This is a genomic window from Aureliella helgolandensis (assembly GCF_007752135.1).
Lineage (GTDB): Bacteria > Planctomycetota > Planctomycetia > Pirellulales > Pirellulaceae > Aureliella > Aureliella helgolandensis.
This window is the reverse complement of the sequence record NZ_CP036298.1, coordinates 7,906,936-7,931,927: the sequence shown is the minus strand read 5'-3', so window position 1 is coordinate 7,931,927 and position 24,992 is coordinate 7,906,936. Positions and strand designations below refer to the sequence as shown.

Below are 24,992 nucleotides of genomic sequence, written 5' to 3'. Positions count from 1 at the left end.
TGGACCATGTCTTTTGAGTGCGAATCTTTCGGAAAGGCGCTATTCGCTAGCATTGTGAGGTTGCTGGATGACCAGCTGCTGGTTGACGGCAACTTGCTTCAATTTCTGCACTTGTCCACTCGGCCAGCGGATGGTGATGTGCGGGATGACTTGCGTATCGGCCACTCCAAAGTGCAGGCGTTGACCAAAGCTGCTTTGGTAACCGCGTCCACTGTGCACCTCTTTGACCAGTTGTCGGGTATCCGTTTGGAGCTCGACGCGGGCGCCGGTCGCATCCCGACAGCCTAGGGCATTCCCGATAAGTTGGAGTTGCAGCCAGTTGCTATGCAGGTCGCTATCGTTGCGAATTGCGGTTGGCGTGGTGAGTGCATTGAGCACCACTAGGTCAAGGTCACCGTCGTTGTCAAAGTCTTCTGCCACAAGTCCTCTACTGCTTTCAACGGGCTGCAGGCCGTCTCCACAACTGCTGGAGATATCCTGGTAGCGGCCCTCGCCGTCGTTTAGCAGCAAGGTGTTGGCCACTTTCCAGGAAGTGTTGAATGCCCACCGCCCGACATTGGGATCGGTGTGCCCATTGGCGATCACCAAGTCCTCGTCGCTATCATTGTCAATGTCGACAAACGCGACGCCCCAATTGGCGTGGGGCAGTAGTTCGATACCAGCGCGTGCTAGTCGAGTCTCGTCCGCGTAGCTTCCATGGCCCTGGTTGCGATACAGGACGGGCGTGTCGTTGCTGAAGGTCGTCGCGATCAAGTCGAGCCGTCCATCACCGTTGTAGTCTCCGCAGTCTACCCCCATGTTCCCATTGCGACGCGCGCCTAACGAGAAGGCGACTCCGGCTTGGATGCCGGCGTCCCAGAATTTGCCCGTGCCATCGTTTTGCAGGAGTAGATTGCGCTCTACGTCATTGCCGACAAAGATGTCGGGGGCGCCGTCGTCATTGAAGTCGGAGGCCAGGACTCCCATGGATGCGGTGGCGAGGCCTGCGACCCCAGCCGTTTGACTCTGTTCGACGAAGCGACCATCTCCCACATTGTGATAGAACTGATCATGATCGGGCTGGAAGTCGAGTGGACCAGGGTAGCTGGGCAGGCCTTCGGTGGTGTGTTGCGGGTTGTTCGCAATCGAATCCTTGACGTAGTTGGCTACGTACAGGTCGAGCAGCCCATCGCGATCAGCATCCAGAAAGCAAGCTCCGGCGCCTAGGCGGTCACCACCAGCCAGCCCGGCTGACTGGCTCACTTCCGTGAACGTACCGTCACCATTGTTTCGGTAGAGCGCATTGGAGCCAAAGTTGTTGATGAACATGTCTGGCAGGCCATCGGCGTTGTAGTCGGCGACAGCGATCCCCATGCCGTAGCCGCGATCACCGGCATGCGACTGAATGCTTGCTTCGCGGAAGCGGAAATCTCCCAGGTTTTGGTACAGGGCTGCCGAGTAGGATTCGCCGGTACCGCGGGGGAGTGTGCCTCCATTGAGGAAATAGATGTCGAGCAGCCCATCACCGTCGAAATCGAAACTGGCTAACGCTCCGGTGACTGCTTCTGCAAGGAAGCGGCTGTTGCCACTCTGGTACTTGTGCTGGAACCGCAGTTGAGAAGACTCACTCGCGTCGGTCAATGCGATCAGAGGAGCCGCACTTTCGCCTGGCAGGGTGGATGGTGGTGGCTCGCTGGCCGGCGCGTCCTGGAGCGGAGCCTGTTTGGCAGCCTCCGCGCTAGGGGCCGCAGGACGCGATCGACTGCACCCCAGGGGGCATGCAACAGCCCAGCTCGTTAACAAGATTGCTAGAGGGAGTTGCTTGCGGAGGTGGTGGAGTGGGGCGACAAGCTGGGGGCGACGTGCCATTTGCGGGGTTACTCGATACTGCTGAGAGCGCGGCGGAATTCTTGATTGGTAGGGGCTAGCTCGACCGCCCGGGTTAACTCCAGCTTTGATTCAGTCAGCCTGCCAGCATGGTAGAGGGCGGTTCCTAGGATGTAATGGTGCCCGGCGATTGGAGAGAGTTCGACGGCGCGCTGCGCACTCTCGACGGCAGCTTGTGGGGACCGTCCGGCAGGAAGTTGAGTTTGCGCCAACAGCGCGTAGGCCTCACCACTTTCAGGAGTGAGGCGGATGTACTGTCGAAGTGCCGCTTCTGCTTCGTCGAGGCGGCGGGTTTGCATGTAGAGCAACGCTAGCTCACTCCATAGGCTTGATTCGTCGGGCCTGTCTTCGCATTCGTTTTCCAGGAGTCCAATGGCTTGATCCGTCTGACCTTGGCGTAAGTAGGCTGCCGTTAGAAGACCGCGAAGGGGGGCGGAAGGGAGTGCGTCGTAGGCGAGTTCGAGGATCTGAACGGAGGCGGAGGGCTGCCTCTGCTGGTATAGCAATTCGCTCAGCGATTGAGCCGTGGTTTGCAGTAGATACGCTGCTCTCTCGTGATCGATTTCGTCTCGATCGATGGAGTTTTGCGACTCGGTGGCATCCAGCTCCGATAGGACTTCAATGAGTTCCTCGGACCGCGCGCGGTCGTCGAGCTGCGCGGTCGTCTTGATTAGCCCGTGCAGGGCCTCTCGCCCCTTGCCGCGGATTTTCAGCGCGCGGTCAAAACTGTCTTTAGCCAGCGTCGCCTCTTGCAGTTTCAATTGGACCTCGCCCAGTCGGCACCAAGCGGCGTAGGCTTCGGGGGAGCGCTGCACCAGCGTCTTCAGTGGATCGCGAGCCTCCGCATATTTGGCTTGAAGGAGAAGAGCTTCGGTCAATCCGTCCAGCGCATCCAGCGAGTGGGGATCCAGCTCAGCGGCGCGGCGAAAGTGGGCTTCGGCTTCTTCCGCGTGGCCAAGCTTGAGTTCGAGGAACCCAAAATCGATGTGTGGTTCCGGCGATTTGGGGGCGACAGCCATGGCCTGCTCCCACAACAGGCGGGCGTTTGTAGAGCTGCCGCTGCGGAGGTGCAGGCGGCCCAGCAGGCTGAATGCTGCGGGGCTGTTGGGGAGATGGCCAACGGTGCCCTCTGCGAGATCAAACGTCAGGTTGTGCAAGCTTGCAATTGAAGCTTTTGAAGAGTCCTCGCACTGTTGTTGCAGGGGGCGGTTGGCTTGCAAGCCTGCCGGGCGTTCCGGGAGGGTGAAAGCGGGCCGGGGGGAGGCGGCAGAAGGGGCTGCTCCGGAAGGCGGGGCTTGCCGTTGTGCTCCATCGCGCTCTGCCTGCGGTGAAGTGGGGCGGATGAAAGCGAGGCATGCGACTCCAACCAAGACCGCTGTAGCGCAGGCAAGCCAGAATTGTTTCGGTTTCACAGGTGCCTTGACCCATTTTGAAGGTGGAGACAGCAACCAGGGGCGTTAAGCTGCTTAGGGTGTTTAGGAAGTCTTAGCTTCTGCCCGCGGTAACTATCATACCCCTAAAGATGACGGCATGCTAATATGAGAAGTGGGTTTCCCGTAATCTTTTATTGTTGTCTGCAGTCGCTATTTGGACGAGGCTCGAATGCAGGGCTACCGCTGGGTGGCCATGCCGAAGGGGTGATATGAACTGTGGTTTATGCGCGAGGCGGTGGCTGTTCTTGGGAGGGCTTCTACTGCTGTCGGGACTGTCTAAAGTGTCTGCACAGCCGGTTTGGAGTGGCAGGCTGGACGTGGTGCCCGCGGTGGAAAGTGGCCTGGACTTCCTGCATACCGACGGCGGAAGCGGGCGGCGGTACATCGTCGAATCCGTTGTTGGGGCGTTGGCCCTGTTTGATTTCGATGATGATGGTTGGATCGATGTCTATCTGGTCAACGGAGCGGCACTTCCCGGAACGGAGTTGGTGGAGCCGCCGAAAAACAGGCTCTACCGCAATAACGGAGACTGGACCTTTACCGATGTCACCGAATCGGCGGGGGTCGGTGATGTTGGGTACGCAATGGGAGTGGTGGCCAGCGACTATGACCAGGATGGAGATACCGATCTGCTCGTAAGCAACTACGGTGAGAACGTGTTCTACATCAATCAGGGCGATGGGACGTTTGTGGAGTCGACGAATGCGGTTGGCTTGGCCTGCGGAATGCGTTTTGGGGCAGGGAATGCTTTCTACGATATGGAGGGAGACGGGGATCTCGACCTTTACTGCGCTTCCTACGTCGACTTCGATTTCAAGCACCATCGGACTCGCACCATCGCGGGTAAGGTTTTCCATGTGGGCCCCAACGACTTTCCAGCTGCCAAGGACTACGTCTTTGCGAACAACGGAGATGGAACCTTCTCGGATGTAACGCAATGGGCGGGTGTCGGTGATTTGCGAGCTCCTGGAATGGGGGTCATGGCAGCGGATTTCGATCGGGATGGTGATTGTGATGTGCTCGTCGCCAATGATCAGCGGGGAAACTATTTGTTGGCCAACGATGGTACCGGCCGGTTGGAGGAGCAGGGCATTCTGTGGGGATTGGCTTTCGATCGCCATGGCAAGGCCAATGGAAACATGGGACTCGATTACGCGGATCTCGATGGTGATGGAGAGCTCGACGTCCTTACGACGACGTACCAGGATGAAATGCCGGTCTACTACCAGTCGTTAGGGGAAGGGTTTTACAGCGATGCGACCAACGTTGCGCAGTGGAGTACTGAGTTAATCGCGCATGTGAGCTGGGGGATTGGGGCGGTCGACTTCGACAATGATGGTGATCGGGATGTGATGATTGCGTGTGGTCATTTTCTGGACAATATCGAATACATCGACGACCGCACCACCATGAAAGTTGCCAATTACTTGCTGGCCAATGATGGTCGGGGAAGGTTTGTGAACGTGTCTGGCAGCGCGGGTTCGGCTCTAGCGGTAGTGGACAGCAGCCGTGGGGCTGGATTTGATGACCTCGACAACGATGGCGCCGTCGATGGAGTGATTACAAACTTCAATTCGCATCCCACCTTGATGAGGAATACATCTGGGGGGACGCACAAGCACCTTTCGCTGGAGTTGGTGGGGACGCATAGTAACCGGGATGCCTTGGGGAGCTTTGTTGAGCTCGAAGATTCGCTGAACCGCAAGCAGGTACAGGTTGTTTGCGCCGGTCGGGGCTACGAATCCAGCTACGGTCAGCGCCTGTATTTTGGGACGGGCGATGCCGATCCGCGGCGGGTGGTGGTGACCTGGCCGACTGGGGTGAAGGAGAGTTTTCTACCCCAGACGCCCCGGCTGACAATTGTGGAAGGTTGTGGGACTCGGGAGCCTTGAGATCCGACCGGATTGTGTTGAGGTCGGGCCGGATAGTGTTGAGGTCGGGCCGGATAGTGTTGCGAATCCTCATTTCCTGCGGAGCGACGCGGCCACTAGAATTCGCAATGGATGGTAGACTGGGGACGGTAGACTGGGGACGGAGCAACGTTTTTGCAACTGCCTGCGGGCGTCCAGGGAATTCAAATGAGTCGACGACGAGTAAAGGGGATCTCGCAGGCAATCGCAGGTGAGGAGCAGAGGAAGGCGCCACTGGCTGGAGCGTGGATTGCGGGAGTCGCATTGCTTCTCGGGTTGGTAGGCTACCTGATTTATGCGTTGGTGCCCTCAGAGGACCGGTCCACCGGTTATCGGCCCGGTGTCGAGCGGCCAGCGAATTCTGACCAGCAGCCAAGCCCCGCTGTGTCTGGTGCCTTGGCAGCTCAGGCCCCGGCATCCCAAGCTGGTTCCGCACTGCGTTTGCCTACGGAAGCGAGCCCCTTCAGTACGGAAGAGATGCAGCAGAAGTTGTTGCGCGCTGTGGAAGATGCTGTGCAGCAATACCCGCAAGACGCGTCCGTGCTGCACATTGGAGCCATGACCTACGCGGAGTTGTTGCAGACCGATCGAGCCGGAGAGCTATTCGCAGCTTCACTAGCGATCGATCCCACCCAGACTGCTGTTGCCGTTGCCTATGCGGAAATGCTGCAGCAGGCGGGAGACTTGCAGAAGTGCGCGGATGTATTGCGTAAAGCGGGAGAGCAGGGGGTGGAGACTGCCGAGCGGCTGGCGCTGCTGGGGGAGATTTACAGCCAGCAAGGGGAGCTGGAGTTGGCGCAGGAGGTGCTATCCAGGGGCGTTGGCTTGTTTCCTCAGCACGGGCTGATGCGACTGGAGCTGGCGCAAGTCCAAGTGCAATTGGATGAGTTCGAGCTGGCCATTGAAAATGCGCAGGCAGCGATCGATCAAGGGCAAGATGTGCGCGCTGCCTATCTGGCCAAATCAACTGCTTTGCTCAAGCTTGGGAAACGCGACGAGGCGCTCGAGGTTCGACGAAAGATCCCCCGGATGGAGAAACATGTCACGGCCGATGATGCCAAGTACCAGTCGTCGTTCCGGGAATTTGCCCATCATACGTACACCCTGTTGGCAGTTGTCTCTGCGTCGCAAGAAAATGTGCGTCAAGCTGAGGAGCTTCTCATGCAAGCGATTGCGCTAAAGCCTAGTTCTGAGAGAAGTCTGGTGGCGTTGGCCGATATTCTGCGCCGCAACGGTCGGCTGCAGGACGCGCTCCTCGTGCTGCAGCGGTTGGTAGAGGTTCACCCTGAGAATTCGTTGAATTTCACGAATGCCGCCAACTTGGCGATTCAGCTGGGGGACATAGAGCGCGCTGGGAGTTTTCTTAAGGAGGCGACGCAGCACGACTCAAGTGGGAGGTCACAGTATATCCTGGCGCGGTTCTTGTTGGGAGCCGGTGAGGCTAGGGGAGCGGCGGAGCAGGCGGCATTGGCGGCAGATCGCTTAGGAGATTTCGATTCCTACGCGGTTTGGGTTGTGGCGCTCAGAGCCGCCGGCGATGAAGCACAGGCAGTGGCTATCACGCTGAAGGCGCGTGAGCTGTTTCCGGGGGACCCTCGCTTAGCCCGCTTGTTGGAATGAGTGTAACCGTTCACGGCCTTCCTTATCCACTTACAATTTCAACCATGGCTTCAGGTTGGAGTGTAGGTCGCTGACAACGGTGAACGGTTTCGAAGCATCCAGGCGGACGTTTTGACAGGAAGATGGGGGCAAGGAGATGAATTGCTCTGGCTATTTTCCTGCCAACAACATTCTCTGCTGCACCCGACTCGCCCCCAGACAAACTCAACAGCGCGGAGTAATACTAAGCAAGCTCAGCTCTGCGAAGCATTGAGTCGGTCGTTCGTGAACTTCCTCAGCCCTCAGGCAGCTTCACCCGTTGCTTCAGGTTTGAGCTTAAGTTGCAAACAACCGTGAATGGTTACGAATGGGTGGAGGGCAGCCGCTCCAACTCTGGAGCGAGTTCTCATGAAAAAACCTTGCCACACACGAAATGCGAGTGAATGGCAAGGTTGGCATGAGGCGAACTGCTTGGAGGCAGCTAAGGGCTATTTGCCCGGTTTGTAGTCGCTTTTGAGGTCAAAATCGAAGATGTTGGGGTCACCAGCCTTGACGCTGGCGGTTAGGCCCGAGGTGTTGGCGTTTTGGTAAGCCATGGGTAACAGGGACTTATCGCCCACAGCCTTCCTAGCGTCGGCTGTGGAATCGCTACTTCCTTCGGCCGCGATAGTGTCGGTGCTGCCTGGCTCGTACCACATGACGCCGACTTTGTATTCTCCCGCTGCGGCTCCGCTGCCGATTTCTTCAGCCCGCATATCGGTAACCGTGTATGTGCCACTGTCGTCGCTGCGCCCGACCGCTGGCATGCCCGTCCCACCTTCGATGGGTTGGAAGGTAATTGTGGCGCCAGCGATTGGCTTGCCGTCAAGGGAGATCGTGCCTGTTACGGGGGAGACGCCCAGACCGTCTCCGCAACCGGTGAAAAGTGCCAAGAGACTGGCTGCAACAAAAGCTGTGCGCATTAATGAGTTCCTAAGTGTCCTAGTAGGTGTAGTTTGTCAATGCAGAGAGGCTGGGTATTAAACCCCAGCCCCTCTTTTTTAAATTTTCGGTTGAAATGCAAGCAGCTTACTCTTGGTAAGTGCTACTTTCCCCACCGCTCATGGAGCCGAGTGCACCCCAGACGCCCCAGTAGGAGCGACCAGCGTAGGTCCGCGTGTTGGAAGGAGTGTCGACGGTGAACGTCAGATCTCCGGTGTCGATGCTCTGCGAGATGAAGTGGACCGAGCCATCGCAGAAGGCGCTGTTCACACCACCGGTGTGGAAGCTGCTCGCTGCAGGGATCGCTTCATGTTCGGCATTGCCTAGAGCACAGGTGGGGCCGTTCGGAGCCTGGATGGTGAAGAATCCAGTGTAGCAGTTAGCGGAGTCACCCCAGCGACGTCCCTTGCCCCAGCCGGTGCTTCCAGTGCTGTTTTGGCCTTGCACGGCAATCGTGTTGTTCGGACCCTTGGTCGCAAGGCAAAGCGAGGGGGTGAAAGGTCCACCGATGCTGCCAAGCGTGTTGACTGTCGTCGAGGTTAGGATCGAATCTTGCAGAGGCGTTCCCGAGTTTTTGCCGATGGTTGTTTCAGAGAACATGATCGTATTCGAGGTACCATCTGTGATCGTTCCGAAATCAGCCTTGCCTCTTTCCCCATTGGAGAAGACCCCACGCCATTCCCAGTCATGGGTGCGGAGGTAGAGGTCGCCACGATTACCAACGTAGTTGGTTGGCATCGGAGTGTTGGGGGCGATCTGTGCACCATCTGAGGGGCAGCGGAATGCCGAAATGTTTGCCTTGTAGGGGCTAGCGATTACAGTACCCGTGCTCGAATTCGTACGATCGTCGGAGGTCCAAGGGCGACCACCGGCCAAGCCGTAAGGAGCAATCTGGTTGTAAAGGGCCGTTTGCTCAATGTATGGAAGCATGGTGGTGAATAGACCGAGACGATTCCAGGAGTTCGTATCATTGAACTCCGTCTTCCAACGCGTGTCGTTGGTCGATGGCGAAAACTTCTTAAACACGTCGGCATGGTTGTGCTGCGCAAGCGACAACTGCTTCAAGTTGTTGCTGCACTGCATGCGGCGTGCTGCTTCGCGGGCCGCTTGAACAGCTGGTAGCAGCAGGCCTACCAAAATGCCAATAATGGCGATAACCACAAGAAGTTCAACCAGCGTGAAAGCTGGCTTATGAAATACTTTCTTCATAAAACAGAAGCTCCAGAAAACAGAAAAAGAAGAGATAGCAACGGCATTCCACATGTGGATATGTAGATATGCAGCTAGTGATTGTATGAAGGAAAGGTTATTAATTAAAGTCTTATGAGGGGGAATTCTTCTCGGAATTAGGGAATTATTGGTGGGTATCCGGATGAGAATGCGATTTAGGGGCGTGTTTAGGCACCTTGTTGGTTTCTTGCTGCAGTTGGAGTAGCGACGGCTTAAAGGTTTAGATCACGCTGGGGCTTGCATTCACGAGAAATATAAGCATCCCGTTAGGCGGTTTGGGGGAAGCGGTCGGATGGAATGGTTGGCCGGCTATTTTCAATCTGTACAGTCAGAGGCTGGGAGGCAAGCGAGCAGTTGGTGGCAATCGGCAGGGCGCCAGTGAGCAGGAGCGGTGCTGCGTGGTTTAGTAGTTCAGATGGCTATTCCGGCCTTCCCGGGGAGACTGCGTCGTCTCAGTTGCTGTCGTTGTCTAGGTTCCTGTTGGTAGCGTTGTTCGGGAGACTGGTAAGGTGGAGCTGGTGCCGGACGACTGCTGGGCTCTCCCGAGGTCCTTGCTGCGCGTATAATTCTGGCTAGTTTAGCCCTTCAGATCTGTGGAGTGTCCTGCCGCGGCCTGCTCTACGGTGTCTCCGATTTTCACCAACTTCTACGTGATTGGGTGCGTGCTGGCATGGCGATTCTTTCAAGACCCGGGAAGCCAGGCCGCCAGATGGTCGCTCTGCTAAGCAGTTTGGTGAGAGCTCCCACCAAAAATCGTCTTCGCGTCGATGAAGGTCTTTGCGTTGGTGGCGTGGGTGGAGTGGGCTGGCCTGCATGTATGGGGTGGTCAGTGCGCAGGCAGGGAGTCTCCGGCTGGCTTTCTCTGGCTGTGTTAGTCTGGTTTGCCTCGATTGCGGGGAGGCCCGTGCATGCACAGTCGGGGCTGTCGTTTCATGACGCCACTCAAGCTTCCCGTCTTGACTTCACTCATGAGGATGGCGTGGCGGAGGGGAGCGGTTTTCTCGTGAGCTTCATGGGGAGTGGGCTGGCGTCGCTGGACTACGACAATGACGGCTGGATCGACGCCTATTTTCTCAATGGCGCGAGTTTGAAGGGCTTGCAAGCGGCTCCCGCACCGCTGAACCAGCTGTACCGCAATAGGGACGGGCAAACCTGGCAGCGCACGACGCGATGGGCGCGGTTGCATGAGGAGCAGTTCAGCCTTGGAGCGGCTGTTGCGGATTTCGACAACGATGGCTTCAAGGACATCGCGGCGTCTAATTTTGGTTCGGTAAGTCTGTTACGCAATCTCGGCGACGGGACTTTTGAGGACGTGACGGGAGCCGCTGGAGTGTCGAACAGCGGAGTCGTATTTGGGGCTGGAGTCGCTTGGTTCGATATTGAGAACGATGGTGATCTCGACCTGTATGTTGCGGATTACGTTGAGTTCAATTTCCCGCGCTATGAACGCTTGCTGCCCACGGCATTTCCCTACTCTCCAGGGCCCGATGATTTTGAATACCGCCACGATCGACTGTTTCTCAACGATGGAGCGGGTGGGTTCAGCGACATTAGCGAGGCCTCGGGGATCGGCAGTGTTGCTGCCCCGAGTATGGGCGTGACTTGCGGTGATTTCGATGCGGATGGAGATATCGACATTTTTGTCTGCTGTGATGCGCGTCCCAATCTATTGTTCGTCAATGACGGAAATGGTCGATTCCAAGAGGAGGCTGAGTTGTATGCTGCGGCCACAAACTCAGCGGGAGTGCCGGTGGGGAGTATGGGGGTAGAGGCAGGCGATATCGATAACGACGGCTTGGAAGATCTATTTGTTACCGATTATTCAGGCCAAGCGCCCATCCTGTTTCGCAATGCCGAGGCGTTTGGCTTCGAAGATATCACCCAGTCCAGTCGGGCCGGTCAAGAGGTCGTGCCCCATGCCAATTGGGGAGCCGGATTGGTCGATTTCGACAACGACGGAGATCGCGATTTAATGATCGCCAACGGGCATCTGCTGAAGAATGCACATGCCATCGAACCCTTGACCGAATACAAAGTGAAGAACAGTTTGCTGGCCAACGATGGGAGCGGGCGATTCGTGAGCGTGACCGGTGAGTCCGGCGACGGGATGCAGTTGATCGAAAGCTCGCGGGGTTTGGCTTTCGAGGACTTCGACAACGACGGCGATGTGGATTGTGTGGTCTCCAATCATGCCGCTGCAGCAAATTACTTGCAAAACCGATCGCCCAATCAGGCTCACTGGGTGCAACTGATTTTACAGGGGGAGCGTTTCAACCGCGATGGTGTGGGGGCGAGGGTTACTGTTCTCAGTGAAGGGCTTGCCCAAGTCGCTGAGCAGAGAAGCGGTCGCGGGTACCAGAGTTCCTACGGTGCGCGACTCTATTTTGGGATTGGAGCTGGGCAGGCCGTGGATCGGGTCTTCGTCGACTGGGGTGGAGATCGGATTGAGTATGGTGGCTTGGAAGTTAACCGGCAATATATCCTCACCGAGGGTGGGGATGTTTTGCTAGTGGAGGACGGTGGTAATCACCCTCGCGATTGAGGGGAGGCTCAGGGAGCCGCAGTGGCAGCATGTCGATTCCGGAGCGCTGGCAGTGTTTGGAAGACAGTTGCGCCGAGGGAATGGCTCGCTTCCTCCCCCGCGCGGCAATCCACGCCAACAGGCCCGCGCCGCAGGCTTGCCGTTTTAGCGAGCCGGGGGGCGGGCTGATTAACCTGTGAATTACCGCTGGTGTTAGGGCGGCGTTGCAGGTAGCCAAATTTACAGCGGTTACTTGCCTGGCTTGTATTTGCTGTCGAGGTTGAAGTCGAAGTTGTTTTCTGTACCCGCTTTGACACTGGCGGTTAGTCCGGAGGTGTTGGCATTTTGGTATGCCATCGGCAGCAAGGACTTGCCTCCAACTGGCTTGTTGGCTCCGCCCTGCGCCGCATCGCTACTTCCCTCGGCGGCAATGGTATCGGTGCTGCCAGCTTCGTACCACATGACGCCAACCTTGTACTCACCTGGGGCGGCACCGCTTCCAATGGCCTCAGCCCGCATGTCGGTGACGCTGTACTTGCCACTATCGTCGGTACGTCCGACGGCAGGCATTCCCGTTCCACCCTCAAGAGGCTGGAAGGTGACGGTGGCGCCAGCAATTGGGTTGCCATCGAGAGAAACCGTGCCGGTCACCGGCGAGACACCCAGGCCGTCTCCACAGCCAGAAAGGAGGGCCAGCAGGCTGGCGGCAACAAGAGCTGTACGCATTCGAAAGTTCCTAAAGATCCCGGTGGATGAATTTGAAGTGTGGAATGTCAACGCAGAAGGGCTGGAGTCAGCACCAGCCCTTCAGTCTTAAAATTGGCGATTGTGAACCAGGAGCGGTCGTCTGCACGACGCGGGCCCGCTCGTGGGTTCCCCGTATCCGCCAACCCCTTCCGGCAACAGCCTGAAAGGGGAGAGGCCTTCGAGAGGGGGGCTCAGCTTACTCTTGGTAAGTGGAGCTTTCTCCGCCGCTCATGGAGCCGAGTGCTCCCCAGACGCCCCAGTAGGAGCGACCGGCGTAGGTTCGTGTGTTCGCAGGAGTGTCGACGGTAAACGTCAGGTCTCCGGTGTCAATGCTTTGGGAGATGAAGTGGACCGAACCGTCGCAGAAGGCGCTGTTCACGCCACCGGTGTGAAAGCTGCTCGCTGCCGACACTTGATCATGCTCAGCATTGCCAAGAGCACAGGAAGGGCCGTTGGGAGCTTGAATCGTGAAGAATCCGGTGTACGCATTGGCGGAGTCACCCCAGCGACGTCCCTTGCCCCAGCCGGTGTCACTGGTACTGTTTTGGCCTTGAACAGCGATGGTGTTGTTCGGACCCTTGGTGGCCAAGCATAGCGAAGGGGTGAAGGGTCCACCGATGCTGCCAAGTGTGTTTACAGTCGTCGATGTTAGGATCGAATCTTGCAGGGCAGTTCCCGAGTTCTTACCAATGGTGGTCTCGGAGAACATGATGGTGTTGGAGGTACCATCGGTGATGGTTCCAAAATTGGCTTGGCCACGCACCCCGTTGGAGAAAACGCCGCGCCACTCCCAGTTGGTCGTCGATAGGTAAAGGTCACCACGGTTGGCAACGTAGTTGGTGGGCATTGGGGTGTTGGGGGAGATTTGCACTCCGTCCGATGGACAGCGGAACGCCGAAATGTTGGACTTGTAGGGACTGATGATAATGGCACCGGTGCTCGAATTCGTGCGGTCGTCAACCGTCCAAGGTCGACCACCAGCCGCGCTGTACGGGGCGATTTGGTTGTAGAGAGCGGTTTGCTCGATGTAGGGGAGCGTGGAGGTCAGGTAGCTTAAGCGGTCCCAAGAGTTGCCACCGCTCAATTCGGTTTGCCAACGCGGATCGCTGTTTCCTGGCGAAAACTTCTTGAACACATCGGCGTGGTTGTGTTGTGCGAGCGACAGCTGCTTGAGATTGTTGCTGCACTGCATGCGGCGAGCCGCTTCACGAGCCGCCTGAACCGCAGGTAGCAGCAAGCCCACCAGGATACCGATGATGGCGATAACCACCAGAAGTTCGACCAGGGTAAAAGCTGGCCTCAATGAACGAATCTTCATGTCTGGGATTCCTTAAGGAAAAGAAAGATAACGAAAGATTAAGGGTGCTGTATTGCACCTTGAGGTAATTATAAGGTCGGTTAGCGTTGCCTAGAAGCGCTTTGTGGACGGAATTGTGCAAATAGATTGACAGCTCGAAGGTTTGCTTGGAAAACACTGCGTTGCAGCTTGGTTGCTCGCCCAGAAAACGTGCGATTGACAGTTGGGATTTGGTGTAACTTGATGTCCAATGGCCTGGGCGCCTAGAGAAAACGCCTTCAGCCTAGGCGTTTACCTTCAGCCGGTTCATGAGTGAAGAGGGGCCGAAGGAGGCGCTTGCAAGCCGCTCGACGTCCATGGATAACGTTCTCGTCAGCTAGTTCGCCCGGAAGCTTGAGCTGGGAGGGGCCAAGGTGAGTCGCAAGGAGTTGAAGAGAGGCCGCGTTCCTGGTGGGTGGGCGGTCTCGCTAGGCGGACTATGTGCTACGAATGCAAGATCTGTTTGTACTTGCGTGGCCAGAAATGCGACGCGGTCGTGGTCGCATTGAAGAGAGCGAAACCGTTCCAAGTGGTGCGGAGTCGGTTTGAGCCGGGAGACAACTGAAGCGGTAGGAACCGCCTAGTGCAGCATCTGTACTTGCATTGGGTGGCCGGTGGGGGAGGGGAGGGCTAGTACCTGCCGCGGCTGAGTGGACTTGAGGGGAGAGGGCTGCCATTGCTCGTGCTAGCGGTGTTGCCGCTGCGCTGGGTGGCGTCGCCGCGATATTCGATGATCATGAGCGCATCGGCCCGATCGCCATTCTGCGGGAGTAGGCGATCGATCCCCAGTAGGTTGCCGCCCTGGCTAAGAAGGCTGCTGTTAGGCGCTCCTTCTGGGGCCGCGACTACTCCGCAGCTGAGCAGAAGGACCTGGTCGGCGGGCCAACGAAAGCGTTCATGCAGTCGCCAGCTGGCGACTTGAGGCACATTGATGGGACCGTTGAAAATCTGCCCGGTTTGAAGGGGGAGCTCCAGGTTGACTTTGGCGAGTCGCTCCACTTGGTCGATGTTGCATTTGAGCACTAAGTCAACGGTTGATTTGTCGACGCTCAGCAGCGGGCTGAGGTGCAAGCGATAGCCCTCCTTAATCTCGCCGGTCGTTGCGCGGTAGGGAGGCCAAGCCCCCGGTGCCGGTTCGTAGTCTTGCACATAGTTGCGGCCTCGAATTTGTTCGAGTGTTTGTGATTGTCCGTTATGCACGACGAGGTCGACCGAGCTGATCTCGCGGTAATCTGTGCGGCCACGCATCATCGCCAGCAGTAGCGCCGTGTTCTCTTTCGAGATTAAGTAGGCATTGACTCCCGGCGATTGGGCTGGAACGCTGCGCATCATGGCATGCGCCCGAGTCCGCCAGTTGGGGTTGCCGACTGCAATCAATCGCAATCCGTACAACTGGGGTGTGGTGGTGCCGTTCACAAAGCGCTCGTAGACGCCTTGAACGATATCTTGCATCTGCTCGTTGTGGTAAACCCGCAGTTTGTCGCGATCCGCATTGATGAAGCCAAAGGGATCGGTGAACCATGAGTCTGTTCCCGTTTCCCGCAATACCCAGTCGACTACCGCTTGTTGAGGGCGGTCGACGTTGGTCAGCTCTTTGGTGTAAGGGGTGAGGTCGTACTCCTGCCAAATCTGTCCTGAGTCGGAGGGGAGGTTCGGCACGCCTCCAGTGCGCTTCGCTTGAAGACCCGCTGGCGGTGCTCCCGTCGCACCGGCAGTTGGGGCTGCGGTGGAGGGTTGGGCCGTGACGGTGACCGGAGTCAAACTGGCGGTTAATACAACGACGAAGCCTATCCAGCCAAGCTTCACCGACAGTTTTGTCGGCACAAGGTGTGCAACTCGGTCCGAAGGAGGGGAGTTGCGTCGCGCTGTCGCATGGTGATGGGCAGTGGCAGGGAGCATGGTGGCGTCCAACTTCAAGCAATCCTGGAAGAGAGTTCTCATGAGCTGCTTATAGGCAATTCCCCCGGTGGAAGCCAAGTGCAAAGCCAGCGGTATCGAATTTGACTCTTTCGGAGGTTTGTGAGACACTGGGAGTGCGGTATTGGGCGTCCTGCGGGAAATGAAAACGCTAGTCAATAACGTGTTCTTGCAGGTTGCTGGTTGCCGTAGCGGCTCTGTTGATTGAATTGCCTGTTCAGTCTTAGCGCAAATTCGCACCTCGAATCGTGCTGTAGCGGCGACTCCAACTATGTCTTGCGGACGCGGCGTGGGCGATATCAACAAGCCGATCGGTCTGGGGTTGAAATCCGTTCCAATGAGGCAGGTCTCATGGCAACCAAGCGCACGGCGAGCCGTCGAATGCCCTTCTTGATGCCCCCCCTTCTCAGCCAGCCAAGGGGAGCGCCAGCCAGTGAAGACGAAGCTTTGCTAGCACAGGGCGCCGACGCGCTCGAAGCTTTAACCCAAGAAGCGGTTGCAGCTCGAGCGGAAGCCGATCGCTTAGCGCTGGAGATATTGCTAGCACGCGCCACGAAGGGGGATGTGCAACCGCTTCGAACCTGGTTGCAATCTCACTCAGAACCATTACCGGAGCATCTGGGGAGCAGGGAGGTCGGATCGAATGGGGCTGGGGCGAATGGGGCTGGGGCGAATGGGCGGCCGAGCGGTCTCCAGGGGGAGTCTGGTGAGGCGGAGGCACTCGCGGGGGGCGGTTGGGCACAGTTGGAAAAGCACGCGGTTGAGCGATTGCGGCAACGCGAGGAGGCGTTGCCGCTGGCAGAAGAGCCGCCCCATGCGGTTCCCGCAAACGCAGCCTTTCCCGATCCACCCCTGGAACGCGCTGCTGCCGCTGTGCCGAATGCAAAAAGCTGTACCGAGAACGCTCTGCAGCCCGGCCCAAAGAAGTGGCGTCAGGTACCACCCGGGAAGCAGGCCGCCGCAAAGTCATCCCCTGACAGACAACCAGGGAGGGCAGCGCGGCCGCCAGCAGGTGCGGCCCTCAATCCTCCGGCCATGCCATCTTCGGTAGCCCCCACAATTCTGGAGAAGCCTCGAGTTGGGAGACGCCCGCCAGGGGCCGCTGCTGAAGGCTCCCTTCAGGCAGGCCGTGAGAAGGAACGCGGCACCAGAATCGATCGAGGCAGGGAGTGCGGTGAGAAAGGGTGCGGTGAGAAAGAGGCTCGGGGCAGCACTGTGGTAGAACCGCGGCAGCTCGTGCTCAAGCGCTGGAAGATTAGAGGCTTGGTGGTTAGTGCCCTGGCCCATCTGGTTCTGATTCTATTGCTGGGATTCATTACCCTGAAGCTACCGTCGCAGGCGGCGAGCCTGGCGTTGGAATCGGCGCCGGTCGAGGTATCCGAGCCTACGATGGAAATGAGTTCACCGAGGGAGGTTGCAGAGCCGGAGGTGGATTCCCCGGCAGAGTCAACGGCTGAGGCCTCTCTGGACGTGGTGGAGAGTTTCGAGGGGCTGGAGGTGAGTTTGACCGATTCCCTCAGCGGACTGGCCGATACGCAGTCGCAAGTTACGTCGCTTGCAGCCATGACGGGCTTGGCCGCTTCCGGAACGGGAATCCCGAACCATTCGGGGGCCAGTTTCTATGGCGCGTCCGCCAGTGGGAATTGCTTCTGTTTCGTGATCGACGGTTCGGGAAGCATGCGAGGTGGCCCCTGGGATGCAGCCAAGGGGGAGTTGATGAGATCGATCGCAGGCATGAAACGCGAGCAGCGATTTTATATCATTTTCTACAACCGGGAATTGTCAGCGATTCCGTTGCCAGGAGAACGCACTCCTTCACCTCGCGCGCTCTACGCAACTCCCGAGAATATCGAACACGCCCAACGCTGGTTGGAAGTCCAGCGCATCGGAATAGGCGCACCTCCCGATGATGCCCTGCAATTTGCGATCGACAAAGAACCAGATGCCATCTACCTGCTGACTGATGGGGATACGACTATGGATGTAGCTCGTTTCTTGCGCGAGATAAACCGTGTCGATGACCTACTGGGAAACCCACAAATTCTCGTTCCCATTCATACGATTGCCTTCTACTCTTCGAAGGGGCAGCAACTCTTGAGGAGTATCGCCCAAGAGAATCGAGGCCAGTACATTTACGTGCCTGACCCTCGCAAGGGCATCGGGCGTTAGTGGTCTACCACACAAGCCTGCATGCACTGGTGGGGGGCGTGTTACAGCAGCCGTGGAGTCTATAGCGTGCTCTAGAGCGGGTGGTGCCATCGATTGTTCGATGGGAACTGGGTGGAAATCGCTTGCTTCGTGCCTCGAACCCCTATAATGCGAACGGGCGCTTGGATAATTTCCGTAGCCGGACAGCCAATCGAGAATGGTCACCTGCCACTTGAACCAGGCAGTAGCCGTGGTTGCGGCAGTGCGGTTCGGGGGGCAGCAAGCGTCGAGAATGCCATGAAAAAAGTTGTCCGTCAGCAGGTGCATAGCCCTTGAAGGGCTGTGCCCGCATTGTGTGTCGGCTTTTGAGCCTGTTGATTTAATAGCAATTTGAATTTCAACGCGGCGGTTGCGTCCCAAACTGCCTTGTAGCGGCAACTATTTTTCCTTGCTCACGCAGCGGGTTACTATTTCAACAGCCCGTCACGCGGCGGGTTACTATTTCAACCGCCCGGTGAGCAAGGATAGGTGGTCGCCGCTACGGGGAGATTGCAGGGGGGCAGCCTTCGCGCTAGAACAGAAAACGCTTTTAACCAGCAAGCCGTCAGGCTTCGGCGAAGCACTAGGGAGATTGAATCAGCATGGTACAAGTTGCAGGAAGACACCGACGGGAGGATTTACGCGCGGGGAATACCGTCGCATTTCTCGTCAGTCTTGTCATCCATGTGACTCTCCTCTTGGCCCTCGCATGTTGGGTTTACACGGCTGGGAAGCCGAGTGAGGGCTTGCTGCTGACTGCAGAGATTGGGCAGTCGACCGACACGAAGATCTCGCTGTTGCCTGACGAAGAGTTACCGGTGGCGGAGTTCGAAACTACCGTATTGCCAGTGGAGCCTCAGTTTGTCCTGGACGTCAAATTAGACGGCATGATTGAGGTGCCTGAAGTCGGGGGAGCCGATCAGCAAGCGGTTTCGGCGGCTCTCACTAGTGTTTCTGTGCGCGATGTTGCGCGGGGCTTGGAGGAGGCGAGTAGTGGGCGTGGTGCGAGTTTTTTTGGCGCCAAAGCATACGGCGACCGATTCGTCTTCGTGCTGGACAGTTCGCACAGCATGAAAGGGGATCGCTGGCTTTACGCCTGCAATCAGCTCATCGACAGCCTCAATGGATTGAGCTCTGGCCAAGAGTTTTTTGTTCTCTGTTTTGACGCGGAGACCACATTTCTGTTTAACCAGCAGCCCGCCAGGTCGAAGTACTACAGGGCAGACCGAGAGACGGTTGCCCGCGTCAAACGCTGGTTACGCTCTCGGACTTTGGGGAGAGCGACGATGCCTGCCGAGGCGCTGCAATATGCGCTGACATTCAGCCCGGACGCGATATTCTTGCTGTCCGATGGAGAGCTGCAAGACGATACCTTGTCCAGATTGAAGCGGCTCAATGGATTTTCCTCCTCGCGGAGGCAGATTCCCATTCACACGGTTCATCTGTTCAGTGCAAAGGGGCGTGGCACATTGCGGCGAATTGCTCGGGAAAACAGCGGGTCGTTCACACCGGTGGTTGGGCACTAGCAATCGGCCCAACTCGCTCGAGCTTCCGGCTCGAATCATCCCTTCAATTGCTGCATCACTTCTCGGACCACTTGTTCGATGAAATGGTCGGAGGCTGCTGAGCTTCCCGCCTCCGCATTTCCGGCAGGGGCCGTCTGCGCCGCAGGCTCCAGTTCTGGCAACCAGTTTCCCAGCTCGCTCAGGATTTGCGACAACTGTTCTTGCGTTTTCTGAGCGGTTGCCATTTGCTCGGGAGAGATCGGTTGGCGACTGCGTCCCAGATCCCAGCCGCGAGTCAACGCACCACGGCGAAAGCCTTCGGGGAATTCTGGTTGACCGATCATGGCATCAAAGAGCGGCAGCAAGCGATACTGGAGTTGCATCGCTCGGTCCCATTGTCCGCGTTGGCAGGCTTCGTAAATGGCGCGCGTCAACTCTGGCACCACGCCGCTGGTTGCATTCGTGCCACCGTTGCAGCCGATCATAAACATCGGTGCCAGGGCTGCGTCCCAGCCGGTTAAGAAGGAGAATTCAGGACGTAGCGGTCGGACGGTGGCGATCATCCGCATCATGTGCGGGATATCTCCAGAGCTATCCTTAATGCCCACCACACGCGGACATTCAAGTGCTAGGCGGCGGACGGTGGCCACATCAATGGGGGAAGCGAACAGCGGAATGTTGTAGAGCGTCACATCGACCGAAACGGCATCGGCAATTTCCTTAAAATACTGGAAGACCGCTTCTTGGCTCAGCTTGTAATAGAAGGGAGCGACGATTGCCACCGCTCGGACTCCCATTGCACCGTAGGTTTCGCAGGCATCAATCGTTTCGCGCACGTTGGCTTCTGCGGCACCCGCCAAGATTGGCACTCGATTCCCCACATGGGCGCACAGGACTTCAATGATCCTGCGGCGTTCGGGGGCGGTGAAGCGGGTGAACTCGCCCGTTGATCCGTTGGGGTACAAGCCATGCACCCCTTTCTCAATCAGCCAGTCGACGTATCCACAGAGCTTGTCTTCGTCGACACGCCCCTTGGCATCGATGGGGGTAATGTTGGGGGTGTAAATGCCGTCCATCGTTGATTGCATATTGAAACTCGAGTTGGTGCTTCGGTGGGCCCCGCGGAGTACGCTTGCCATGCCAGTTGGCCGTGCCACACGACATGAGGGACGCGTGGTATGGCTGGACTCGGCTAAGCTGCTTCAGCGGTTCATGTTCCACGGGGTTGGGGGAGTATGTATTATATGGGGAGGTTGGTTTAAGCACGCGTCCACGTGAGTTCTATCGACCAAGCTCGCTGGGTACGCCCTACTAGTCTAATTCTAGATTGCTCTAACATAGCGCTTCGAAAATTTTGATGACGAATAATTCGCCGAAGCCCGATAATCGTCATGCTCGGAAGCGCAACGCGGCATCGCAATCCGGTCGCGTAGGGGGCGCGTCGGCAGCCTCCCGTGGGTTTTCCTATCGAGCGACCGGATGCCTAATTCTACTCGGTAGTCTGCTAGCCTACCTTTTTTTGTTCCTACGCCAGCCCTCACTATTCGGATTGAGTGATGCAGATGGGGAGCCGTTTGATCGATTCGTAGATCTCTTGGTCATGCCCGGTCTTGCCGGCCACTTCCTCGGCGACGGCTCACTATCGATTGCTGTTTGGGATCGAGTCCCAATTTTATTGGCGGGGCTGGCTTGGCTCGGCTTGGCAGTGGGGATTGGCTGGCCGGTCATCAAGGGGGGATTGTCGGGGATTTCACGCCCAGAAAGCTTCGCTATTGCAGCGCTGGTCGGGCTAGCGCTCCTCTCGACGACTACGCTGTTGGTGGGATGGGCAGGAGCGTTGGGCCACATTGCACCGCTGGCCATCTCCATTGGTGTGTTGGGAGTGGGGTGTTGGTTGCTTCCTGTCATGCTCGGGCGTTTCGCTGCGCCGTCGATTGCCGTGCCACCCGATGGTCCGAGCCGCGCTTCTGGCGATGCGGCCCAAGGCGCCGCCGGCGATGCGCATGCGGTGGCGGGAGGGAGCGTCGGGTCTCTGGAGGACGTTGTCGGTGACTCCGACGCTTGGCTAGTGAGGCATCAAGCGGTTGTTTGGCTGGCGCGATTGGTTCCAGTGGCGACGTGCTTACTCGCTGCAATTTATCTATGGGGGAGTTGTCTGCCAGCGTGGGAGTTCGATGTGGTTGAATATCACATGCAGGCGCCCAAGGAATTCTATCAAGCTGGGAAAATCGACTTCGTCTCCCACAATGTCTACGCCAATATGCCGCTCGGGGTCGAGATGCACACGTTGGCAGCCATGATGATTGCTCGCGAATTCCTGGGGGCCCAGGAGGGATGGTGGTGGGGGGCACTTGTTGGCAAAGTCATTGTCGCGAGCTACTCGTTGCTAGCCGCTGCGGTGCTGGGGGGCTTTATCGCGCGGCATTGCGGCAGGTGGGCTGGTTGGTCTGCAGCCGGGTTGCTGCTCGCTGTGCCTGGGCATGTCCATGTCGCGCTCTCTGGCCTGATCGATGGAGCCCTTGGGGCTTACTGCTTGGCGGTCATTGTCGTTTTGTCCTGTTTGGATATACCCAGGGGGGCTGCCAATACTGCGACGAGATCGGTTCACGGCCTTAGGATCAGACGCATTTTGTTGATAGCGAGTGTCCTGGCTGGCGCGGCGGCGGCAACCAAGTATCCGGGGCTGGTTTTTTCAGTGATCCCACTCGGCTTGGTGGCGGTTTATCAATTGGCGAAATTCCGCTCCGCGAGCACTTGGGGGTGGGGGCTGGCAGCCGTCCTGCTCGGTCTGGCCCTTACCTGCCTGCCCTGGTACCTGAAAAATGCCACATTGACAGGCAACCCTGTTTATCCATTGGCCTATGGCCTGTTCGGTGGTAGTGGTTTGGATGAAGCGTCTGCACTGCAATGGAGCGAAGCGCATCGACCGGGCGGTTCGAACGCCAGGAATGTGTACTCCCCAGGGCGGCTGCTCGACTCGCTGTCGCAATTGACCTATGCCTCTCCCTTTGTCAATCCGGCCGTCATATTCTTAGCCGCTTGTTCCATCGTTTTTGGCTGGCGGAGGGGGCGCGACTGGTTCGCATTCCGTCAGGAGAGGCAGGACGGCTCGCCATCAGATGTGTGGCAGCGCTATTGGTGGCTGAGTTTGTTATGGATCTTAGCCGTATGGTGGCTCGCGACGCATCGCATTGATCGATTTTGGTTGCCGGCTGTCCCGCTGTTGGCGGGGCTCGCCGCTTCGAGTGCGGTCTGCATTGGACGCTGGGTGTCGGCTTCACTCTCCACTGCGGTGGTTCTGGGAGGTTTGGTTTATGGTGTTCTGACGGCACTCTCCGGTGCTAGTCAGATCGACAATCGCTTCTTGGTGCCGTTGGCCGAGTTGCACCAGCAAGCCCGCGACGAAAGCCAGCCCGGGCTGGTGAGTCCGCTAACGGTCTGGTGCAACGCCAACTTGGAGCCACAAGCGTCGAAACTGCTGTTGATTGGTGAGGCCAAGGCATTTGATTTCGAAGCTCCCATTCTGTACGCCACCTGCTTCAATGAGAATCCAGGGGAGAAGTGGTTGCGGGGGCAAGTTGCCGAATCGCAGTTAAAGGCGTTGCGGCAGGGGGAGGTCACGCACGTCGTGGTGAATTGGCAGGAGATCGAACGCTATCGCAGCCCTGGGAACTATGGATTCAGTGCTTGGCCCACGCGGGCCGATACTGAGCAATGGCTCACTGACGCCGTTGTTGAAGAGGTCGACACGGGCCTCGACCCACGCAGCGTCCAAGTTTTTCGAGTCCAGTAGTCTCCAGCTGAATCGATGATTTTTACCTTTTAATGACTGGCAAGTTGCATTGGCACTGACTTTCGTCCTGACCTTCGTGCTCTATCTGCTCGGCACTAGTTTCGTAGCTCGATTTGATACGCAGTGGTATCCGCTGGCGTACTCTTTGCTGGTCTTGTTGATCGGTGCTACTCAGGCCTGGCTTTTGCTAAGGCCTCAGCGGCCTGGAGCGGCAAGCCAAGCGGGGGTAGAAGCCGCCGCTGCCAAACCAATTGTTTCGCCACACTGGCGGATCCTGCCAGCTTTGGTGGTTGGGATTCTTGGGATTGTGCTGTGGATTTTTATCAGTCATTTGCATCCCGAACAATGGGTGGCTGACTGGCTACCTGGGTTCTTAAAGCCGCAACCTAGAGTGGGATACAACCCCTTCGAGGAGATCGAATCGCCAGCGTGGCGGTGGGCGTTTATCGCTTTCCGGTTGCTGGGCATTGCGATCGTGGTACCCATTGCGGAAGAGCTCTTCTGGCGTGGATTCTTGATGCGGTGGCTCATCGATCCCGAATGGGAACGGGTACCGTTGGGGGAGTATACGCTTTCCTCTTGCCTCACGGTAACATTGATGTTCACTTTGGCTCATCCCGAGTGGCTAGCCGCGGCTGTCTACTGCCTGCTGATCAATGGGCTGATGTATTGGAAACGCGATTTGTGGCAATGCATTGTCGCCCATGGCGTCAGCAATTTGGCGCTAGCGATCTACGTGATGCTTACCGGCGCCTGGTGGCTGTGGTAGTCAGGCGATTGCTAAACTCGCCCGGCCCGCCAAGGATTCCAGTCGGGCGAGCCGATTTCGTAGTTTCGCCCGTCGAGGTAGCTTCCGGTGACCTCTTTGCCTGCCCGTATTTTGCCTACCCGTATTTTGCCTGCCCACTGCTTGCTTACCGAATCTGGCCGCCATGCTTTTCAGTGTCGCGGAAATTGACGTCGACTCGTGCATCTCCGAAGTTGCGTCAAGCACGCCAGAGCGGCGACTCAGAATATGGTGTAGATGAATGGTGCCGCACCGGTGGACCCCAGGACGACGAGAGCACCGATCAGTCCCAATACCAATAGGATGGGGACCATCCACCAAGCTTTGTTTTCTTTGATGAAGATCCAGAATTCGGCGACTAGCGAGAGTTCCGGCTCCTCCTCCAAACGCTCGAATTCGCTGGGAGGCTTAGGTTTCGAATCGTTCATTTAAGGTCCATCCTTTAGTGTCAATTTCACGATTGCCGATAGTAGCTTTTGAGAGAAGTCGGGGCTCTCTTAGGCTGCCAGTACGATTCGCATTGGCGATCGATGCGAAGTTGCAGGCGATCGCGGCCTCGCATTCGAAACCATAGCCCGATGGGGAGGATTGCGAGTCCATACAGCAATAGCATGGCGAGTTCACCTACGACGAACCCCATGGGGATGGTGACGAGCGTTAGTCCGATGAAGAGTGACGCGATCGAGCGTGGCATCAGCCAAGCTAGGAGGGCTACCCCAACGCCGACGCCAATCAAAATAGTCAGTACGTTCACTGAGCAGCCCCACCACCAACCGAGTAGGGGCAGGCCAATAGCGCACAATCCACCGAATTGTCGCAGTTGGCGTACGGTGGGTTTCCAATTGATTTCAACCAAGTGCATCGAACTGGACGTTTCGTCAGGGGGGCGTTCGGTTAAGTCGTGGCAAGTCGATTGGGGAGGTTGCCCGTTTGCCTCGGTCCTGGGCGTGAGATGGTGGTTGCTTAGGAATTATTTACTCAGGATGATAATCACGGCGTGAATAATGCCCGGCACCCAGCCACAAAGCGTCAGGATGATGTTCAGCCAAAAATGGAGACCGAAACCAACCTCTAGGAAAACGCCAACGGGCGGCAACAAGATTGCCAGCAAGATCTTAATAATGTTATTGGTCGGGGGATCGCTGGGGCCCATAGTCGATGACTCCTAAGAAAAGCTGGG

General features: G+C 57.4%; 18 protein-coding genes. 7 read left to right on the top strand and 11 right to left on the bottom strand.

The features are described from left to right. Positions 1 to 39: 39 nt before the first annotated feature. Together Q31a_RS28035 and Q31a_RS28030 are read right to left on the bottom strand one after the other, a co-directional pair. Positions 40 to 1,848, bottom strand: a complete 1,809-nt coding sequence (locus Q31a_RS28035; RefSeq protein WP_145085652.1) for a CRTAC1 family protein — start codon at positions 1,846 to 1,848, stop codon at positions 40 to 42. 8 nt (positions 1,849 to 1,856) lie between these two features. Next, the gene (locus Q31a_RS28030) at positions 1,857 to 3,278 is read right to left on the bottom strand and encodes a tetratricopeptide repeat protein (RefSeq protein ID WP_145085649.1); all 1,422 of its coding nucleotides are present in this window, start codon (positions 3,276 to 3,278) and stop codon (positions 1,857 to 1,859) included. A gap of 230 nt (positions 3,279 to 3,508) precedes the next feature. Between Q31a_RS28030 and Q31a_RS28025 the strand changes: the two genes are divergently transcribed. Continuing rightward, positions 3,509 to 5,191 (top strand): CRTAC1 family protein, encoded by a 1,683-nt coding sequence (locus Q31a_RS28025; RefSeq protein ID WP_145085646.1) that lies wholly within the window; start codon positions 3,509 to 3,511, stop codon positions 5,189 to 5,191. A gap of 186 nt (positions 5,192 to 5,377) precedes the next feature. Further along, positions 5,378 to 6,829, top strand: a complete 1,452-nt coding sequence (locus Q31a_RS28020) for a tetratricopeptide repeat protein (RefSeq protein ID WP_145085643.1) — start codon at positions 5,378 to 5,380, stop codon at positions 6,827 to 6,829. A 467-nt stretch (positions 6,830 to 7,296) separates the two neighbouring features. Here Q31a_RS28020 and Q31a_RS28015 read toward each other — a convergent pair whose 3' ends face one another. Together Q31a_RS28015 and Q31a_RS28010 are read right to left on the bottom strand one after the other, a co-directional pair. Beyond that, positions 7,297 to 7,770 carry a carboxypeptidase-like regulatory domain-containing protein gene (locus Q31a_RS28015; RefSeq protein ID WP_145085640.1) on the bottom strand — a complete coding sequence of 158 codons (474 nt, stop codon included), beginning with the start codon at positions 7,768 to 7,770 and terminating at the stop codon, positions 7,297 to 7,299. A gap of 106 nt (positions 7,771 to 7,876) precedes the next feature. Then, positions 7,877 to 8,998 (bottom strand): DUF1559 domain-containing protein, encoded by a 1,122-nt coding sequence (locus tag Q31a_RS28010; RefSeq protein WP_197355831.1) that lies wholly within the window; start codon positions 8,996 to 8,998, stop codon positions 7,877 to 7,879. A gap of 619 nt (positions 8,999 to 9,617) precedes the next feature. Between Q31a_RS28010 and Q31a_RS28005 the strand changes: the two genes are divergently transcribed. Further along, entirely contained in the window at positions 9,618 to 11,561 is a 1,944-nt protein-coding gene (locus Q31a_RS28005; RefSeq protein WP_145085633.1) for a CRTAC1 family protein, read from the top strand. Between the two features lie 228 nt (positions 11,562 to 11,789). Here Q31a_RS28005 and Q31a_RS28000 read toward each other — a convergent pair whose 3' ends face one another. The 3 genes from Q31a_RS28000 to Q31a_RS27990 form a co-directional block, all read right to left on the bottom strand. After that, positions 11,790 to 12,266: a carboxypeptidase-like regulatory domain-containing protein gene (locus tag Q31a_RS28000; RefSeq protein ID WP_145085630.1), complete on the bottom strand. Its 477-nt coding sequence runs from the start codon at positions 12,264 to 12,266 to the stop codon at positions 11,790 to 11,792. A gap of 217 nt (positions 12,267 to 12,483) precedes the next feature. Next, on the bottom strand, positions 12,484 to 13,605 hold the full coding sequence (locus tag Q31a_RS27995) for a DUF1559 domain-containing protein (protein WP_145087727.1): 1,122 nt from the start codon (positions 13,603 to 13,605) through the stop codon (positions 12,484 to 12,486). 648 nt (positions 13,606 to 14,253) lie between these two features. Further along, positions 14,254 to 15,564, bottom strand: a complete 1,311-nt coding sequence (locus tag Q31a_RS27990; protein ID WP_145085627.1) for a hypothetical protein — start codon at positions 15,562 to 15,564, stop codon at positions 14,254 to 14,256. Between the two features lie 327 nt (positions 15,565 to 15,891). Here Q31a_RS27990 and Q31a_RS27985 point away from each other — a divergent pair, with 327 nt between their 5' ends. Both Q31a_RS27985 and Q31a_RS27980 read left to right on the top strand, forming a co-directional pair. Continuing rightward, entirely contained in the window at positions 15,892 to 17,709 is a 1,818-nt protein-coding gene (locus Q31a_RS27985) for a vWA domain-containing protein (protein WP_145085625.1), read from the top strand. Positions 17,710 to 18,329: 620 nt separating this feature from the next. Then, positions 18,330 to 19,253 carry a vWA domain-containing protein gene (locus Q31a_RS27980; RefSeq protein ID WP_145085622.1) on the top strand — a complete coding sequence of 308 codons (924 nt, stop codon included), beginning with the start codon at positions 18,330 to 18,332 and terminating at the stop codon, positions 19,251 to 19,253. A 35-nt stretch (positions 19,254 to 19,288) separates the two neighbouring features. On the opposite strand, the gene Q31a_RS27975 is transcribed toward Q31a_RS27980, so the two are convergent. Beyond that, positions 19,289 to 20,320, bottom strand: a complete 1,032-nt coding sequence (locus tag Q31a_RS27975) for a dihydrodipicolinate synthase family protein (RefSeq protein ID WP_145085619.1) — start codon at positions 20,318 to 20,320, stop codon at positions 19,289 to 19,291. A gap of 269 nt (positions 20,321 to 20,589) precedes the next feature. Here Q31a_RS27975 and Q31a_RS27970 point away from each other — a divergent pair, with 269 nt between their 5' ends. Next, on the top strand, positions 20,590 to 23,025 hold the full coding sequence (locus Q31a_RS27970; protein ID WP_145085616.1) for a hypothetical protein: 2,436 nt from the start codon (positions 20,590 to 20,592) through the stop codon (positions 23,023 to 23,025). Positions 23,026 to 23,074: 49 nt separating this feature from the next. Then, positions 23,075 to 23,794, top strand: a complete 720-nt coding sequence (locus Q31a_RS27965) for a CAAX prenyl protease-related protein (protein ID WP_145085613.1) — start codon at positions 23,075 to 23,077, stop codon at positions 23,792 to 23,794. 239 nt (positions 23,795 to 24,033) lie between these two features. Here Q31a_RS27965 and Q31a_RS27960 read toward each other — a convergent pair whose 3' ends face one another. From Q31a_RS27960 to Q31a_RS27950, 3 genes are all read right to left on the bottom strand, one after another. Next, positions 24,034 to 24,240, bottom strand: coding sequence for a DUF5989 family protein (locus tag Q31a_RS27960; protein WP_145085610.1), 207 nt, complete (start codon positions 24,238 to 24,240; stop codon positions 24,034 to 24,036). A 26-nt stretch (positions 24,241 to 24,266) separates the two neighbouring features. Then, the gene (locus Q31a_RS27955; protein ID WP_145085607.1) at positions 24,267 to 24,674 is read right to left on the bottom strand and encodes a hypothetical protein; all 408 of its coding nucleotides are present in this window, start codon (positions 24,672 to 24,674) and stop codon (positions 24,267 to 24,269) included. 108 nt (positions 24,675 to 24,782) lie between these two features. Then, positions 24,783 to 24,965 (bottom strand): YqaE/Pmp3 family membrane protein, encoded by a 183-nt coding sequence (locus Q31a_RS27950; protein ID WP_145085604.1) that lies wholly within the window; start codon positions 24,963 to 24,965, stop codon positions 24,783 to 24,785. Between the last annotated feature and the right edge of the window lie 27 nt (positions 24,966 to 24,992).